Genomic DNA, 16,043 nt, shown 5'->3' with positions numbered 1-16,043 from the left:
GGCTTTTTTTCTATTGATATGAAAATAACATATCGTACGTTAGGGTTTGCAGCTACCAACACATACTACATTGAGAAAGACAATGAAGTTATCGTTGTTGATCCGTGTTTAGATCCTAATCGTGATGCGACACGATTGCTACAACCATTAAAGGGCAAAGAGGTTATAGCAGTATTAATTACACATGGTCATTTTGATCATATTTCTGGTATCGATGCAGTAGTTGATAAATTCAATTGTCCTGTTTATATGTACCATGAAGAAATACATTACCTTAAAAATCCTCGAGTTAACCTATCCAATCAAATTCCGGAAGAGTATATTATCGAAGCAGAGGTAACACCAATCCATTTAGAACCATTGAATATTGGATCTTTTGATTTTGATGTTATCAAGACACCAGGTCATACAAGTGGGTCAATTAGTTATGTTTTGGATAATCATGTATTTGATGGTGATTTCATCTTTGAAGAATCTGTGGGTAGGACAGACTTGCCTACAGGAAGTATGAATGCTTTGAATGAAGCAATTCGCGAATTTGTTGATACTTATAAAGATGACATGATCATATTATATCCAGGCCATGGTAATACAACAACCTTGGATGAAGAAATAAAACGTAATTATTATGTTAAGCAAGCACTAAAATGAAATCACTTCGGTGATTTTTTTTTAGGTTTCATGAAGAATCATTCATAGTTGTTAACATGGAACAATTACATTTAGAATTTAACAATCTTTTGAATTTAGCTATTAGTAAATGCTGTACTGATATTCATATCACAATGGACTCGAAATCTCAAAAGATTGTTTTGAGAAGACATAAATTGTTAATTACCGACTTTAAATCAAAAGATATTGATGCATTATTCCAATATATTAAGTTTTACTCAAAAGTCAGTTTAACTGATCGTTTCCGCCCTCAAACAGTTGTATTTTCCTACTGTATTAATTCCTTTGACTATCAGTTTCGTTTTGCATGTATAGAAACCAACAACATCCAAACGGGGGTGATACGAGTTTTGAATATGAATCGAATTGATTCTATACAAAGTTCCATAAATAGCGCCGAGGATAGAGTCAAGATAACCAAGCTTTTTGAATCGAATAGTGGCATCATATTGTTTTGTGGCTCAACCGGTAGTGGTAAGTCTACAACGTTATTTAATGTTGTTTCCAGTCTTGAAAGTAAACAAATATATACATTAGAGAATCCAATTGAGCGTATTAATGATTCTTGGGTTCAAGTTGAAGTTAATGATTTGTTAACGTATTCGGAAGGGATTACGCAACTACTAAGACATGATCCAGATATTATTGTTCTTGGAGAAATCAGAACCGAAGAAGACATCCGGCAATGCATACGATGTGGTCTGTCGGGGCACTTAGTCGCATCAACAATCCATAGTGGAGAACTCGATCAAGTGATACGGCGTCTCACTGAGTTAGATACAAGTATTGATGATTTAGAAATGTTGCTTCAAGGAATCATATTTCAAGAAATGAAAAGAGAGGGTAACGACGTACACATTAAATACAAAATTAAAAATCAAAGAGAAATTAAAAAACTACTTCAAAAGAAATGAAGTAAATAATAAACTTGAACGAATAAAATTTGATTTGGAGCATGAAATATCGTGGCATGATATCATGTTTAAATATTCAATTAATAACCAGAGTCTTGAATCGTTTATGAAAGATATATTTGATTTTTATTGTTCTTCTACGATATCTGCTCCCAGCAACATTGAGCTTTACTTAGTGTTACATAGAGATAAGAAAACAAGAATTCGAAATATTGGTCTGAAACTCGCGTACCCGCTTTTTCTCTGGTTTGTGGCTATTTTGTTTTCATTGTTTTATTGCTTGTATTTTTCTAAAGTACTAATAGGTTTCTTAAACGATTTTGGTGTTAACCCCACTATAATTTATACGTATAGATTAATCTCTGGTGGTGTAATTGGGATATGTTTGATTGTTATTTTTGCTGTCTTCGTAGGTTTCTATATTTATTCTAAAGTGGACTTGAGGATAAGTTTCTTGCTCAAGTATCAACATAAAGGAATCGGAAAATATTTTAATGAATTGATATCTTACCAATTCATTAAAATAGTTACAATTTATCTTGCCTATTCTTTGTCAATCCAAGATGTATTAAAAGAAATTATGGAAATGACGCGTAAAACTTCTCAATTTTGGGTAGCGTCATCAATACGTAATGATTTAATCAATGGGAAATCTCTGGAAAGAAGTATTCAAAATTCTTACTTAAATAAAGAGGCGCAAAATACTCTAAATCTAATCCAGATTGATTATGAAAATTGCTCATTTCAAAATCATCTTGCAGTAATGGAAGAAGATATTCAGCAAAGTGAGAAGGTAATAATAAGATGGATAAAATTTCTGAGCTATTTATCAATATTTGTATCCGTTGTTCTGTTTTATCTAAGTTTATTGGTTCCGCTGAAAATAATGGAGGGGTTATGATGAAGCGTGGTTTTACTCTAATGGAAATGGTTCTTGTGGTATCGGTAATTGTTATTCTATTTCTATTAACAATTCCAAATATTCAAAAAACCATTCATGTTGTGAATGATAAAGGGTGTGATGCTCAATTGAAAGTTGTGGATGCTGCAATCTTGCAATGGCGATTGCAAAATGACTCGATTCCAATCAGCATGTCCCAGCTTGTAGAAGGTGGTTTTTTATCTGATAGACAGTGTTATTGTGGGGATGGTTCGAAGATTAATGTTCTGAATGGCCAAGCAGTACATGAGTAAGAAAGGTTTTACATTATTAGAGATGATGACAGTCCTCTTTGTGATTGGCGTTCTTATGATGCTTTGTTTATTATCGATTCATATATATGTTAGTACTGATCCCACTTCAAAACTTCACTATTTACAACTAAAAGCGATGTATGAACGTAAATCGCAAATCCATTCCACATCACTTTGGTTTAATAAAAATGGCAACGTTAATCATGCCCAAAGTATTCTTACAAATGGTTATAGTTGTACGATTCAACTCGGATTTGGACGGTTTAATTGTGAAAAAAGGTAGCTTAATCATTGAGGTGATGTTATCGCTGTTAGTTTTGGGTGTTATCGTATTTACTCTAGGGGGTTTGTATCATTAAAAAAATAGGGTTTACACTTGTCGAAGTGCTACTCTGCCTTCTATCTATTCCGATAATATTGACTATCGAGCTTGGGATATTAAATGTGATGGTCAATCATAAGATTGAGATGGTTAATCAAGAGGATATTTTTGATGTTCAATTCCAGCAATTGGTTCAAAGATCTCATTTGGTTGGATGTAGTGAATCGGTGCTAACAATTAGCAATGAACAGAGAAAGTTTGAAATTTATTTTGATCGCAACCGGATTGTAAAAAGTCCTGGATATGAAATCCTACTTGAAAATGTTGAATCAATATATTTTGATGAAAGTTGTGACATTCATTATGAAATGGGAAAATAATCGCGAAGGAATTATTCTAATAAGTGTGCTTGTATTCTTCTTATCATTTATATTGTGGCATGCAGATGTTATTGCAAACCGCATGATGTACCATGAAAGTCAGTTCTATCTCGATACAATTAGAAGTTCTTTAGAAATTGAAGAAATAGTTCTAAATCACTTTCGAGAATCTGAAGAACCTCTATTTTTATATACCCATAAATCGTGGGTGACAGCCTCTAAAGACGCGGATAAATTATATCTTTTTGTCGATGGGGCTATCTCAATTGATAACGTCTATGATATAATTGATGATGGAAGTTATAAATTGAACTAATGGAGGTCAAACGTATGATTCAATCAAATGATTTACGATCAGGTATGTCAATAATTTATGAAGGAAATTTATATCAAGTTATTGATACATCACACAATAAAACAGCTCAACGTCAAATGATTATTAAAGCTAAAGTTAGAAATATGAGATCAGGTTCTGTTACAGAGTTAACGCTTATTGGTGGAGACAAGTTAGAACAAGCTCACATTGAAAAACGACCAATGCAATATCTATATGATGGTGGCGATGTTCTCGTTTTCATGGATGGCGAAACATATGAACAAATTGAAATCGCTAAAGATAAATTAGAATGGGAACTAAACTTCATGAAAGAAAATGCAGACGTCACAATAGTGCTCTACGAATCAGAAGTTTTAGGACTCAACTTACCAGAAAAAGTATCACTCGTTGTTACAGAGGCTGAACCAGCAGTTAAAGGTGATACAGCTACAAATGCTCAAAAAAATGCAGTTCTTGAAACAGGATATGAAATTCGTGTTCCATTATTCATCTCTGAAGGTGAAGTTGTTGTTATCAATACAACGGATGGTAAATACTCAGGACGTGCTAACTAAACCGCTACCGCGGTTTTTTTTATGTGATATTTCAGATAAATTGTCACAAACTAGTTCCCTTAAGTCTTAAATATAAGTGCAAGATGATTGAATTAGAATACTCTCTAAGCATATAAAGGTTTAATCATGGACATTACAGGGCTCTTTCTTTATAATTGAGGTGTACTTCAGGGCAGGGTGAAATTCCCGATCGGCGGTAAACCCCGCGAACCACAAAGGTTGAATCGTTGTAATTACGATGGCGACAGTTAAAGTCTGGATGAAAGAAGTTTTTTTTCGTGCCTTGAGGATTATTATTGATTCACAAGGAGGAAAAATGATGAAGAATAATAAGACTCGTAAAATGGTATACATTGCTTTTTTAAGTGCAATGTCAGCGGTGCTCTTTATGTTTGAGTTCCCGATTATGCCACCATTACAAATGGATTTAAGTGATTTACCTGTAATAATAGCAACAGTTACAATGGGATGGATTCCTGGGATATGTGTTGCACTATTGAAAAATTTATTACATATAATCTTTATATCAAAAAACCCAATGATTGCAGGAGAGATTGCAAACTTCTTATATGCTGTTTGTATCCTTGCTCCATTCGCAATTTATAAACCACAACTAAAACACGGATTTAACAAAATAGTTTTCGCAGCGATATCAGTAGTTTTAGCTGCTGTAGTTATGAATGTATTAAACTACTATATTACTTTCCCTCTATTCCATTTAAGTAAAAATGGTGCTTGGGAAATCTTGTTTGCGACCTATTTTCCCTTTAATCTTGTTAAGGGAGGCATTTTATTCGCCTTATACTACCTTATTGAACCATATTTACATAGAATCAAGTTATAATTCTATGCTATAATTGATTCAAGGAGTGGTAAAAAATTATGAAATCTCGTGTACAAAAAAATCAAGTTTTACATGATCAACTTGCTACTGATTTAGAGAGTGATGTTGTTAATTCAGATTTATCTCATTTTGCAGACCGACTCAATCAAATTGATTCACAGTTTGATACGATAAAAACCAATGATAATCGTTCTTACGATTTTTCGCATGCTCGTGATAACAAAGAAGAGTTTGAGCGTACTGAAGAAAAAGCAGTTCAAAACTTTGATACCTTTGAAAGTGCGTATCTTAAAGACTTCCTTGACGAAGTGAAAGAGTATAACGTTAAAAAAGGTTATCGTAAAGTTGATGATACTCAATCTAACATTATTGAAGAACTTAACATTTCTCCTGAAATGGTTCGTCCTTTTAATGATGAAGAAATCAAGTCAGTGCTACAACAGGTTGATCCTGAGCTTAAAGATGAAATAGAAATTGAAGATGTAGAGGAATCAATTGAAGCAACTCAAATTTATAGAAGTGATGCTTTAGTTGAATCAACACAACCAGAGTCTACATTAGAAGAAACAATTGCTATGGCAATTCGTGATGTAGATAATGAAATTTCAGAATCTGATGAAGATGATTTTGTAGAAGAAATTATTATTTCTAAAGCAGAAGAACCAGTAGTAGAATCAAGTGTTAATATTCTATCAGAATCTTCACTTGAGGGTGATCTTGAAGATGAAGATATCATGGTATTCGATGATGAACGATTTAGAAAAGAATTATTAAGTCAAACACAAACATTACAACACAAAATCATTGATCAAGAACGTAGTCTTGATGAAATGAACGAAACAATGGTTCGTACGAACCGTTTAATGAATGTAGTGTTATCGTTATTGTTTATTGCGATTGCGGTAGTTGTAGTGCTTATTTGGAAAAGTTTTTAATTAAATGAGGTGATTGGTGTGTTTAATATAGCAATAGATGGCCCGAGTGCCTCTGGTAAAAGTACCATTGCTAAGCGATTAGCAAAAGAATTAGGATTTACACATATTGATACCGGTGCGATGTATCGTGCAGTAGGTTATTACTGTTTAACCAATGGTGTTGATTTGGATGATGAAAAAGAGTGCGTGTTAGCTGCAAATAATATTGATTTAAACTTAAAGACTGATGGTTCAGTCTTTGTTAATGGAGAAGACGTATCAAGTCTAATCAGAAATGATAAGGTTTCATATGCTGCTTCCAAGGTATCAAAGTTTGCAGGTGTACGCCAGAAATTAGTAGATATGCAACGCAAGATTGCGTCGAAAAAGGGATATGTATTAGACGGTCGTGATATCACGTCTGTAGTACTTCCAGATGCTGAAGTAAAAGTATATCAAACAGCTGATGTATCAGTTCGTGCGAAACGTCGTTATGACGAAATGATTAATTCTGGAATGAAAGTTGATTTTGATGAAATTTATGATGATCTTGTTGAACGAGATTACCGAGATATGAATCGTAGTGAATCTCCACTAATCAAAGTTGATGATGCATTGGAAATTAATACAACTTACCTCGAAATTGATGATGTTGTAAATTTAGTAAAAGAGTATATAGAGAGTAGGGGTTTAAATGATTGATGGTGTCGTAGCAATCGTTGGCCGTCCAAATGTTGGGAAGTCTTCTTTATTTAATCGTATTATGGGCGATAGAATTTCAATTGTTCATGAAGAAGCGGGTGTGACTCGTGATCGATTATATGGAGCAACAACATGGCTAACAAAAAATTTGAGATTTATTGATACAGGTGGTATTCAGCTTGAGGATCAAAACTTTGCTGAAGAAATTCAAGTTCAAGTTGAAATCGCAATTGAAGAAGCAGATATGGTTCTTTTTGTAGTAAGTGCAATGGATGGCTTAACTAATGATGATCAATATATTGCGCGTCTTCTTCGTGCTTCAAACAAACCTGTTATTGTTGTCGCAAATAAAGTAGATGATATGCAGTTTAAAGCAGACATCTATGAATTTTATGCATTAGGATATGAAGAACCTATTGCAGTAAGTAGTGAACATGGAATTGGTATTGGTGATCTTTTAGACCAAGTAATTCAAAATTTACCTGAAGAAGGATTAAAACAATACAATGAAGAGTTGAGCTTTAGTGTGATTGGTCGACCTAATGTTGGGAAATCATCACTTGTAAATGCATTACTGAATCAAGATCGTGTAATTGTATCGGACATTGAAGGTACAACACGAGACGCAATTGATACTCCGTTTAGATATAACAATCAAGATTATGTTGTTATTGACACTGCGGGTATTCGTAAGCGTGGTAAAATTTATGAAGAAGTTGAAAAATATTCAATTATTCGCTCCATGGCTGCCATTGAACGTTCGGACGTTATCTTGTTCTTAATTGATGGTGAAGCGGGTATTCGTGCTCAAGATAAGCATGTTGTTGGTTACGCACATGAGGCAGGAAAACCAATCATTATTGTCTTTAACAAATGGGATACAGTGGATACTGAAGAAACATCGATGGATGATATGCGTAAGTTAATTGAAACTGAGTTTTCATATTTATCATATGCTCCAATCGTCTTTGTATCGGCTCTAACTAAGAAGCGTGTTCACACTATTTTACCGCTTGTTCAAGAAGTTTATGCAAACAGTCAAAGACGTATTGGTACGAGTGTTATCAATGAGGTTATTTATGATGCAGCAATGCTAACACCGCCACCTACACGTCACGGTAAGCAATTAAAGATTCTTTATGCTTCTCAAGTCAGTGTTGCGCCACCAACGTTTGTAATTTTTGTGAATGATCCGGAAATATTCCATTTCTCATACAAACGTTATTTAGAGAATTCATTACGTAGAGCGTTTGATTTTACTGGAACGCCGATTCACATTATTGTAAGAAAAAGAGGTGCTTAATATGATTGGAGTTGTAGGTTCTGGTAGTTGGGGTACAGCTCTTGCTCAAGTGCTTGCTGACAACCATAATGACGTCATTATTTGGGGCCGTCAGGCTTCTGAAATTGATGATATTAACCTTAAACATCAAAACTCTAAGTATTTTGGTGATACATTAATTAATGAAAATTTGAAAGCAACTTTGAATTTTGAAGATCTAAAAGAGTGTTCAACGATATTATTGGCTGTTCCAACAGGCGCAGTTGAGTCAGTTTCGTTAAAGCTAAATGAAATTTTGGTGAAACCAACTATCATAATTAACGTTGCAAAGGGGTTCCATCCTACTACACATGAGCTCTTATCAGAGGTTATTAAACGTAGTGTTGACCCTGATAAATTTGCAGGTGTGGTGAGTCTAATTGGCCCATCACATGCAGAGGAAGTTATCCTTAGAAAGTTAACGACAATCAATGCTGTTTCAGACAGTGAAACACTTGCTGTACTGATTCAAAACATGTTCTCTAATGATTACTTTAGAGTATATACAAACACTGATATTATTGGCTCTCAAATAGGAGTTGCTATTAAAAATATTATATCATTAGCAAGTGGAATTGCCGCTGGATTAGACCTTGGTGACAATGCTCGTGCAGCACTAATAACGCGTGGTTTAGCGGAAATGACGCGATATGGTGTTTACTTTGGTGGTCAGAAAGAAACCTTTTTAGGACTGTGTGGTGTTGGTGATTTAATTGTTACCTGTACCAGTCCTCACTCACGAAATTTCCAAGCTGGATTTGAAATTGGAAAAGCTAATTCGGCTGTTAATTATCTTGAAAATTTAGAGAAAACAGTAGAGGGTATTTTTGCTACAAAAGTAGTCCATGATGTTGCTTCTGAAGAAGGTATTTTAATGCCCATTACTGAACAAGTTTATAAAGTAGTGTACGAGGGTAAAGAACCCCGTAAAGCCATTGATGACTTGATGAAAAGAGATCTGAAGCCAGAAAATCTTTAACTTGTGTTTTAACCAGTATGATGATATTATTTTATTAGAAATGGAGGTTTCACATATGACTGAAACATACAATAAAAAATTATTAGGCGAAGCAATCGCAGAAAAATTAGATGTAAGTAAAAAACAAGCAAATGAATTCGTAGACGCATTCCTTGAAGAAGTAAAAGGAATCTTAGAGGAAAAAGGAACTGTTGATTTAGCAGGTTTCGGAAAATTTGAAGTTCGTCACCGTGCAGCACGTGATGGATTCAACCCACAAACAAAAGAAAAAATCCGCATTGAAGCATCACACAGTGTAGGATTCAAGCCAGCTAAAGCATTAAAAGACGCAGTTAAATAATAATTAAGGAGCCTATGGCTCCTTTTCAAGATAGGAGTTGTTTGTAATGCCATTGTTTTATTTTGATACGTCAGGTATTTGGTTTGTAATCATTGCCGCTTTATTGGCGATGTTTGCCCAAATGTTTGTGACATCAAGCTATTCAAAATACAGTAAAATTGATACTATTGAAGGCCGTACCGGTGCTGAAGTAGCGAGAATGATTTTGAATTTAAAAGGAATTACCGATGTGGAAATTGTTGAGTCTCGTGGTGGTGTTCTTAGTGATCACTATGACCCAACAAAAAAAGTTGTAGCACTTTCTCCAAAAGTATACAATGACTCATCAATTGCTTCTGTTTCAGTAGCTGCTCACGAAGTGGGGCATGCTATTCAACATTCAGAATCTTATGCATTTATTGGAATCAGAAATAAGCTTTTACCAATGACAATTATTTCAAGTAAATTTGGTATGTTGTCTGTATTTATTGGACTTGCTTTCTCTTCACCTCAAAAAGGTACTAGTATCTTTTTCACGGTAGGGATTGCAATGCTTGCTATTATTGCTTTATTCCAATTTGTAACGCTTCCAGTTGAATTTGATGCATCGAAACGTGCATTGAAGATATTAAGCTCAGAATCTATCTTAGATAGTAGTGAGTTGGAAGGTTCTAAAAAGATGCTAACAGCTGCAGCATTAACGTATGTTGCCGCACTATTAAGTACAGTACTTAACATTCTGAGACTTATCGCAGTCAATAATAATCGTAACAACAGACGATAATCTAAAAACCGCTAATGTGCGGTTTTTTTTATGCATTCCCTTGCTCAAGGCCTACTTAAATGAGGAGGGTTTAAATTGAAACAAACTTTAGTTATCTTAATATGTTTAATTGCAATGGTGAGGGGTGTCGAGGCCGATACAATTGATGTTGATGATCGATCTTTATTCTCATATGAAATAAGAAATGTACAAATGACAGATACTGGGATTAGTATCGAAGGGTGGGGGATGTTGCTTGAATCTCATAATTTCTTTGGTGAGAAAACCCATAATTATCAACTCGAATTCGTGGGTGAGAAGGAAAGATTTATGGTACCAGCCAAACTAAAGCCGATTTCGCTTACATCGTTTATGGCGTATCGAGGTTATCCCAAGTGTAGTGGATCGGCTAAAAATGAAAATAGATGTAATTATGAATTCAATAATGTCGGATTTTTTGCTTTAATTCCGTATGAGAAGTTTTCGCCGGACGAATCATATACAGTTTATCTTGTTTTAAATTCCAAAGTTATGGGTCAATCTTATAGAACGCCTTTATTCTATCCGAATGAATCCAATCTTCAAAAGAAAATTGGAAATAAAAATTTTAAAGTGAGTCCATCTAAGGAACATGTTAAACTCAGCGTATTTTATCATACACTTGTCGTTCCAAATGGTCCTGCTCATTCTTCTGAAGTCGGTATTCTCAACCAAAGTAAACGTTGTTCGGTCTCGTATGGAGGGTTAAGTTACTATAAAGAAGGGTCAAGTTTTTCAAATATTCGAAAGATTCATCAATATAATAATTTGATTACTTATTTCGAAGTCGGAATTGATGAGGGAGACTGTGATGGTCTACGATGGCGTTTCTCGGAAGGAAACTCGATGATAGGATACTTGCCGAGTAATTTTGTTAATTATTCAGGGAGACCACTTATTATTGATGTAGTTGCTGATAAACCGAGAATTATTGCTTATGATCGAATCATTGATCAGTATGATAATTTCGATCACCTTGAAGGCGTTGATGCATATAATAGTTTTGGTCAGAATGCTAAGGAAGAACTAAAAACAAGTCATGCTGTGAATTCTCGTATTCCTGGTAAATATCCACTTTGTTTATCACTCGAAAACGTCGAGAAATGCGTAGTAATCACAGTGAGAGAAGTAGAAACTACGTTTAGGTATTTGCATCCAAAAGTATTTAATCTCGAGGATTTTAATCTTTGGAAACGTAATGATTCTTTTAGAATGTTTCTTGAACAAATAATGAACGATTCCTAAATACAAAATAATTTAAAGTGTTTCTCTGTTGACATTTTGGAAGAGCATGAATATAATTTAAATGCGAACGATTTGCAATAGGGAGATTATAATGAAAAAAATACTAATTACAATAATGGTGTTAGGGTTGGTTTTAACTGGGTGCCAATCGACATCGAAAGAAAATGATAAGCTCAGTGTTGTCACAAGTTTCTATCCGCTTTATAGCTTAGCTAACATAATTGGAGGAGACCATGTTGAAGTTGTGAGTGTATTACCTGTTGGTGCTGAAGCACATTCCTTTGAACCAAGTGCGAAAGACCGTGTAAAAATTGAAAATGCTGATGTCTTTATCTATCATGGAGCAGGATTTGAATCTTGGACGGATTCCGTGGTGAAATCTCTGAAAGGGGATAAGATTGAAACTGTTGAAGTAAGTAAAGCGGTTCAATTGCGTTCTAACGAAGATGATCACGATGACCATGACGACCATGATCATGAGGGTCATGACCATGGGTCTTTTGATCCCCATACTTGGTTGAGTCCAAATAATGCTCGATTAGAAGCGAGAATGATCGCTGATTCGTTCATTAAGAAAGATTCTGAACATGCACAAGATTACGAAGCTAATTACCAAAAATTCAGCACAGAAATCGACAGTTTGATTGCTGAATATACCGAAGCTTTCGCAAACGTTAAAACACGTACTATGGTTGTGGATCATTTAGCATTTGGTTATCTTGCTGCAGACTTCAATTTGGAACAAAAACCGATTGCTAAAGGAATTGTTAGTGAGGAACCAACTCCAAAGCAAATCGAGGAAGCTATTGAATTTATAAAGACAAACGACATAAAAACAATTTATCTCGATGCATTTAATGCTAAAAAAGTTGTGGATGTTGTTGTGAAGGAAACGGGTGTTTCAATTCATGAACTCAGTACACTTGAAACTGTTTCACAAGAAGAATATGATAAAGGTGTAACATATTTAGATAAAATGGAAGAGAATCTCAAGTCACTCAAGGAGGGATTAAATGAATGACATCCTCACAGTTAAGAACTTATCACACTCCTTTGGAGAAACGCAGGTTCTTGATAATGTCAGTTTTCAAATTCAATCTGGTGAAGTAGTTGCCTTAATTGGTGAGAACGGATCAGGAAAGTCGACACTGCTCAAATTAATATTAAATCAATTACCGATTCAAACTGGGGAAATAATTTTGCATGGTCAACCCATCCAAAAATTCAATCAATTTGATAGTATTGGTTATGTACCACAGGGAGGACTCATTGCGTCTTCCCAATTTCCTGCTACAGCATTAGAAGTTGTTCTTCTAAGACTGCCTAAAGGAAATTTCTTTAATTTCTCGAACAAAGATCGTGTCAAAAAAGCGATGAATGCACTGGATCATGTTGGACTCAAAGATAAAGCATATGATTTGATTGGTAACTTGTCTGGTGGTCAACTACAACGTGTTCTAATTGCTCGAGAGATGATTATGGATCCGAAGCTGTTAATTCTTGATGAACCAACAACAGGACTTGATCAGCAATCGATTCAAACGCTTTTCACCTTGATTGAACATTTACAAAAAGTTCATGATATGACTGTTCTTATGGTTACTCATCAAATTGAGGACATGAACAAGTGTTTTACAAAGACCTATAAACTTAAATATGGAGAACTAACGGAGGTGCATCATGCTTCAATATGAGTTTATGCGCACCGCATTTATAATTGGTGGATTACTCGCAATCATTATTCCACTAATTGGAGTCGTTATTGTTTTTAAAAGGATGTCTATGATAGGAGATGCATTATCGCATATTTCACTCAGTGGGATTACAATTGGGCTCATTTTGGGTATTAATCCTTTGATTGGAGCAATCGTGATGTCATTGATTGCCGCAATCAGTATTGAATTTATTCAAAAGAAATTAGGAAAATACCAAGAAATTGCAATTGCTGCAATTATGTCATTTGGAATTGGTTTATCAGGTGTGCTATTAGGATTTGTGAAGAATCCAGCAAACTTCAATAGTTTCCTATTTGGAAGCATCGTTGCGATTGGTGATAATGATAACACGCTTGCAATTGTACTGAGTATTGTGGTTATCGTATTATCGCTTAAATACTATCGTGAGTTCTTCTATATGGCGTTTGACCCGCAAGCCGCAAAACTTGCAGGTATCCCAGTAGATCGACTCAGCCTACTATTCACAATGCTTACCGCAATTACTGTATCCATTGCATCACGAATTATTGGGGCTCTGATTGTATCCTCGTTGATGGTTATACCAACAGCCTGTGCCATGCAATTTTCGAAGAGTTATAAATCAACGATGGGTATTTCTGTGATTTTATCACTTATCTTCGTTTGGTTAGGATTAACGATTTCGTATCATCTTGATATTGCACCAGGTGGAACCATTGTTCTACTAAGTGTTGTGATGCTCGTGTTCTCGTTATTCTACAAATCATTAAGAAATTTAAAACATGCATAGATCGAAGGGATGTTAAAGTATCACATCCCTTTTTTGCTATATTGAAAAGTATCCTTTAGTTAGGTATCTATGTTTGAATGTGAAACCTTTATGACATTTCTTATAAGTCTTTGATTCGCAACATTTAAAAAAGTATAATTTCAGTATAACTTATGACGAATTATTGGAGGCAAACATGAAAAAAATTATAATCGTGTTATTAATGAGTGTAATGCTAGTTGGGTGTAGTTCTGGTAAACCAACCGAAACTAAAGAAGAGACAAAAGTATCTGACAATCTTCCTACAACATTGGAATTTAACGGGAAGGAAATTTCTTTTGCCAAAGGGCTGAATATCTCAGACTTTTCAGAATATAAAGTTAAAAAAATTGTGCCGCCGGCAGCAGTTAAAAAGGACTCTGAAACAATTACTTTCTCGTATTTATTTGACATTGATGGAAGTATCTTAGAAGCGGGATTTAAAACAAAATATTATGGTTCAAGCAGTATTCCTAAGGAAACTGAAGAAGTAGCGAAAACAGGTGAATTACATTATTATTCATTTGACCTTGCGGACTTACAACCGGGGGTTGCCATTTACAATGGCGTAGATATTAAAGATATTAACGAAGATATACTTAAAGAGTGGGGATGGAAACCTGGAACTAAACCGCTCGCACGAGACTCATTTGAATTTGATAATGGAACGATTGCTTTCTTGTATAACGATGGATTAAAAAGCATTAAAACACTAACTTTTTATCCTAAAAGTGATAAATAATTTGATGAATTGGTGCTTGGTAAATAGTTATTTACTTTAATGTGCAGGGAGATTGAAGATGAAACAGGAAATAGTTCATATTGCACTTGTCGTGAGAGATTATGATGAAGCCATTGATTTTTATGTTAGCAAACTTGATTTTGAGTTAATTGAAGATACGTACCAAGCTGAACAAGATAAACGCTGGGTCGTTGTTTCTCCTCGCAACTCTCTAGGAACAACTCTGTTGTTGGCGAAAGCATCAAAAGAAGAACAACATTTGTTTGTTGGTAATCAGGCAGGTGGGAGGGTGTTTCTGTTTCTAAGTACCGATAACTTTGATAGACATTACCAGAAACTGAAGAATCAAAATATTGAGTTTGTAAGGGAACCTAAAGAAGCCGATTATGGAAAGGTTGCTGTATTTAAAGATTTATACGGAAACCTCTGGGATCTAATTCAATTTGAACCTTCACATCCAATGTATCGAAGAATCAACGATACAGATCTATAGGAATGAGGAAATGAAAATGGAAACAGAACGATTAATAATCAGAAATTTTGAAGACAATGATGGTGACTACCATGCATTATTCAAAATAATGAGAGACGTTGATGTGAATCGCTATTTGCCGTGGTATCCATTGGGTACTACTGAAGAAGCCATTGATTTTTATACTAAACGTATTTTGACCCGATATATAAATAAAAATGGTTTTTATTTTGCTGTATGTTTAAAAACGGATAATCTTCCTATCGGGTACATAACGGTAAGTGGTGATGATAGCCACGATTTTGGATATGGACTTCGTAAAGAGTATTGGAATCAAGGAATCATTACTGAAGCATCCGAAGCGGTAATAAAAGAATTGGCCCGTGTTGGATATCGTTACATCACTGCAACACACGATATAAATAATGTCGCAAGTGGTAAAATTATGAAAAAACTTGGGATGGAATATAAATATTCGTATGTTGAGATGTGGCAACCTAAAAATATTCAGGTTACCTTTAGAATGTATCAATTGAATCTTGATGGTGTCGAAAGAACTTATGATAAGTATTGGAATGTGTATGAGGATCATTTTATTGAAAGTATTTAATTGTCCAATCAGTTAGAGGTTATCCTTGAAGAGTAGCTAGGATTACGATATAATATAATGGTAAAATCTATGATGAGACAGAGTAACAGATACCGTATGATTTCAGAAAGTAACACATTGATGAGAGTGTTATATCATATGCTGCGAATTCACCTCGGAGAGGAACTAATCATTCCCGTATGTTTGCGTTAAAAACATGAGAGATGTATACAATTGTA

22 protein-coding genes, 1 pseudogene, 1 riboswitch and 1 other annotated feature (1 of these 25 running past the window's edge) are annotated in these 16,043 nt (G+C 34.7%); all 23 genes and pseudogenes read left to right on the top strand.

Annotation, left to right across the window (positions count from 1 at the left end):
- Positions 1 to 18 precede the first annotated feature (18 nt).
- The 23 genes and pseudogenes from H9L01_RS08640 (at position 19) to H9L01_RS08535 (ending at position 15,825) form a co-directional block, all read left to right on the top strand.
- Positions 19 to 651, top strand: a complete 633-nt coding sequence (locus H9L01_RS08640) for an MBL fold metallo-hydrolase (protein WP_187533559.1) — start codon at positions 19 to 21, stop codon at positions 649 to 651.
- Between the two features lie 56 nt (positions 652 to 707).
- Positions 708 to 1,586, top strand: a complete 879-nt coding sequence (locus H9L01_RS08635) for an ATPase, T2SS/T4P/T4SS family (protein WP_187533558.1) — start codon at positions 708 to 710, stop codon at positions 1,584 to 1,586.
- A gap of 106 nt (positions 1,587 to 1,692) precedes the next feature.
- A complete protein-coding gene (locus H9L01_RS08630; protein WP_187533557.1) occupies positions 1,693 to 2,487 on the top strand; it encodes a hypothetical protein in 795 nt (264 codons plus the stop codon).
- A complete protein-coding gene (locus H9L01_RS08625; protein WP_246448981.1) occupies positions 2,484 to 2,780 on the top strand; it encodes a competence type IV pilus major pilin ComGC in 297 nt (98 codons plus the stop codon). The genes H9L01_RS08630 and H9L01_RS08625 overlap by 4 nt, the downstream gene beginning before the upstream one ends.
- Positions 2,758 to 2,838: pseudogene (locus H9L01_RS10995) on the top strand (prepilin-type N-terminal cleavage/methylation domain-containing protein); the annotation flags it as partial. The gene H9L01_RS08625 and the pseudogene H9L01_RS10995, both read left to right, overlap by 23 nt.
- An 82-nt stretch (positions 2,839 to 2,920) precedes the next feature.
- On the top strand, positions 2,921 to 3,139 hold the full coding sequence (locus tag H9L01_RS10810; RefSeq protein WP_246448979.1) for a hypothetical protein: 219 nt from the start codon (positions 2,921 to 2,923) through the stop codon (positions 3,137 to 3,139).
- 109 nt (positions 3,140 to 3,248) lie between these two features.
- Complete coding sequence (locus H9L01_RS08615) at positions 3,249 to 3,482, top strand: hypothetical protein (RefSeq protein WP_187533555.1); 234 nt, start codon at positions 3,249 to 3,251, stop codon at positions 3,480 to 3,482.
- On the top strand, positions 3,466 to 3,798 hold the full coding sequence (locus H9L01_RS08610; RefSeq protein ID WP_187533554.1) for a hypothetical protein: 333 nt from the start codon (positions 3,466 to 3,468) through the stop codon (positions 3,796 to 3,798). The genes H9L01_RS08615 and H9L01_RS08610 overlap by 17 nt, the downstream gene beginning before the upstream one ends.
- A 14-nt stretch (positions 3,799 to 3,812) precedes the next feature.
- Positions 3,813 to 4,373, top strand: a complete 561-nt coding sequence (gene efp, locus H9L01_RS08605; RefSeq protein ID WP_187533553.1) for an elongation factor P — start codon at positions 3,813 to 3,815, stop codon at positions 4,371 to 4,373.
- Positions 4,374 to 4,532: 159 nt separating this feature from the next.
- Positions 4,533 to 4,648: riboswitch (FMN riboswitch) on the top strand.
- A gap of 41 nt (positions 4,649 to 4,689) precedes the next feature.
- Positions 4,690 to 5,217, top strand: a complete 528-nt coding sequence (locus H9L01_RS08600) for an ECF transporter S component (RefSeq protein WP_187533552.1) — start codon at positions 4,690 to 4,692, stop codon at positions 5,215 to 5,217.
- A gap of 38 nt (positions 5,218 to 5,255) precedes the next feature.
- Complete coding sequence (locus H9L01_RS08595) at positions 5,256 to 6,152, top strand: hypothetical protein (RefSeq protein ID WP_187533551.1); 897 nt, start codon at positions 5,256 to 5,258, stop codon at positions 6,150 to 6,152.
- 18 nt (positions 6,153 to 6,170) lie between these two features.
- Positions 6,171 to 6,833 (top strand): (d)CMP kinase, encoded by a 663-nt coding sequence (cmk, locus tag H9L01_RS08590; RefSeq protein ID WP_187533550.1) that lies wholly within the window; start codon positions 6,171 to 6,173, stop codon positions 6,831 to 6,833.
- Positions 6,826 to 8,136 (top strand): ribosome biogenesis GTPase Der, encoded by a 1,311-nt coding sequence (gene der, locus H9L01_RS08585; RefSeq protein ID WP_187533549.1) that lies wholly within the window; start codon positions 6,826 to 6,828, stop codon positions 8,134 to 8,136. Before cmk ends, der begins: the two co-directional genes overlap by 8 nt.
- 1 nt (position 8,137) lies before the next feature.
- Positions 8,138 to 9,133 carry an NAD(P)H-dependent glycerol-3-phosphate dehydrogenase gene (locus H9L01_RS08580; protein WP_187533548.1) on the top strand — a complete coding sequence of 332 codons (996 nt, stop codon included), beginning with the start codon at positions 8,138 to 8,140 and terminating at the stop codon, positions 9,131 to 9,133.
- Positions 9,134 to 9,188: 55 nt separating this feature from the next.
- Positions 9,189 to 9,473 (top strand): HU family DNA-binding protein, encoded by a 285-nt coding sequence (locus tag H9L01_RS08575; protein ID WP_187533547.1) that lies wholly within the window; start codon positions 9,189 to 9,191, stop codon positions 9,471 to 9,473.
- A gap of 46 nt (positions 9,474 to 9,519) precedes the next feature.
- On the top strand, positions 9,520 to 10,236 hold the full coding sequence (locus tag H9L01_RS08570) for a zinc metallopeptidase (RefSeq protein WP_187533546.1): 717 nt from the start codon (positions 9,520 to 9,522) through the stop codon (positions 10,234 to 10,236).
- Positions 10,237 to 10,311: 75 nt separating this feature from the next.
- Positions 10,312 to 11,499: a hypothetical protein gene (locus tag H9L01_RS08565; RefSeq protein ID WP_187533545.1), complete on the top strand. Its 1,188-nt coding sequence runs from the start codon at positions 10,312 to 10,314 to the stop codon at positions 11,497 to 11,499.
- Between the two features lie 91 nt (positions 11,500 to 11,590).
- Positions 11,591 to 12,520, top strand: a complete 930-nt coding sequence (locus H9L01_RS08560; RefSeq protein ID WP_187533544.1) for a metal ABC transporter solute-binding protein, Zn/Mn family — start codon at positions 11,591 to 11,593, stop codon at positions 12,518 to 12,520.
- Positions 12,513 to 13,193, top strand: coding sequence for a metal ABC transporter ATP-binding protein (locus H9L01_RS08555; protein ID WP_187533543.1), 681 nt, complete (start codon positions 12,513 to 12,515; stop codon positions 13,191 to 13,193). The genes H9L01_RS08560 and H9L01_RS08555 overlap by 8 nt, the downstream gene beginning before the upstream one ends.
- Positions 13,180 to 13,983, top strand: a complete 804-nt coding sequence (locus H9L01_RS08550; protein WP_187533542.1) for a metal ABC transporter permease — start codon at positions 13,180 to 13,182, stop codon at positions 13,981 to 13,983. Before H9L01_RS08555 ends, H9L01_RS08550 begins: the two co-directional genes overlap by 14 nt.
- A 175-nt stretch (positions 13,984 to 14,158) precedes the next feature.
- Positions 14,159 to 14,743 carry an META domain-containing protein gene (locus tag H9L01_RS08545; RefSeq protein WP_187533541.1) on the top strand — a complete coding sequence of 195 codons (585 nt, stop codon included), beginning with the start codon at positions 14,159 to 14,161 and terminating at the stop codon, positions 14,741 to 14,743.
- Between the two features lie 58 nt (positions 14,744 to 14,801).
- The gene (locus tag H9L01_RS08540; RefSeq protein ID WP_187533540.1) at positions 14,802 to 15,236 is read left to right on the top strand and encodes a VOC family protein; all 435 of its coding nucleotides are present in this window, start codon (positions 14,802 to 14,804) and stop codon (positions 15,234 to 15,236) included.
- A gap of 16 nt (positions 15,237 to 15,252) precedes the next feature.
- Positions 15,253 to 15,825, top strand: coding sequence for a GNAT family N-acetyltransferase (locus H9L01_RS08535; protein ID WP_246448978.1), 573 nt, complete (start codon positions 15,253 to 15,255; stop codon positions 15,823 to 15,825).
- Between the two features lie 60 nt (positions 15,826 to 15,885).
- Positions 15,886 to 16,043 (top strand) — a binding site (T-box leader) (it continues 36 nt past the right edge of the window).

Source organism: Erysipelothrix inopinata, from assembly GCF_014396165.1.
In the GTDB taxonomy this organism is placed as follows: domain Bacteria; phylum Bacillota_I; class Bacilli_A; order Erysipelotrichales; family Erysipelotrichaceae; genus Erysipelothrix; species Erysipelothrix inopinata.
Note: the sequence above shows the minus strand (reverse complement) of the source record. Positions and strands in the feature narration are given on the sequence as shown.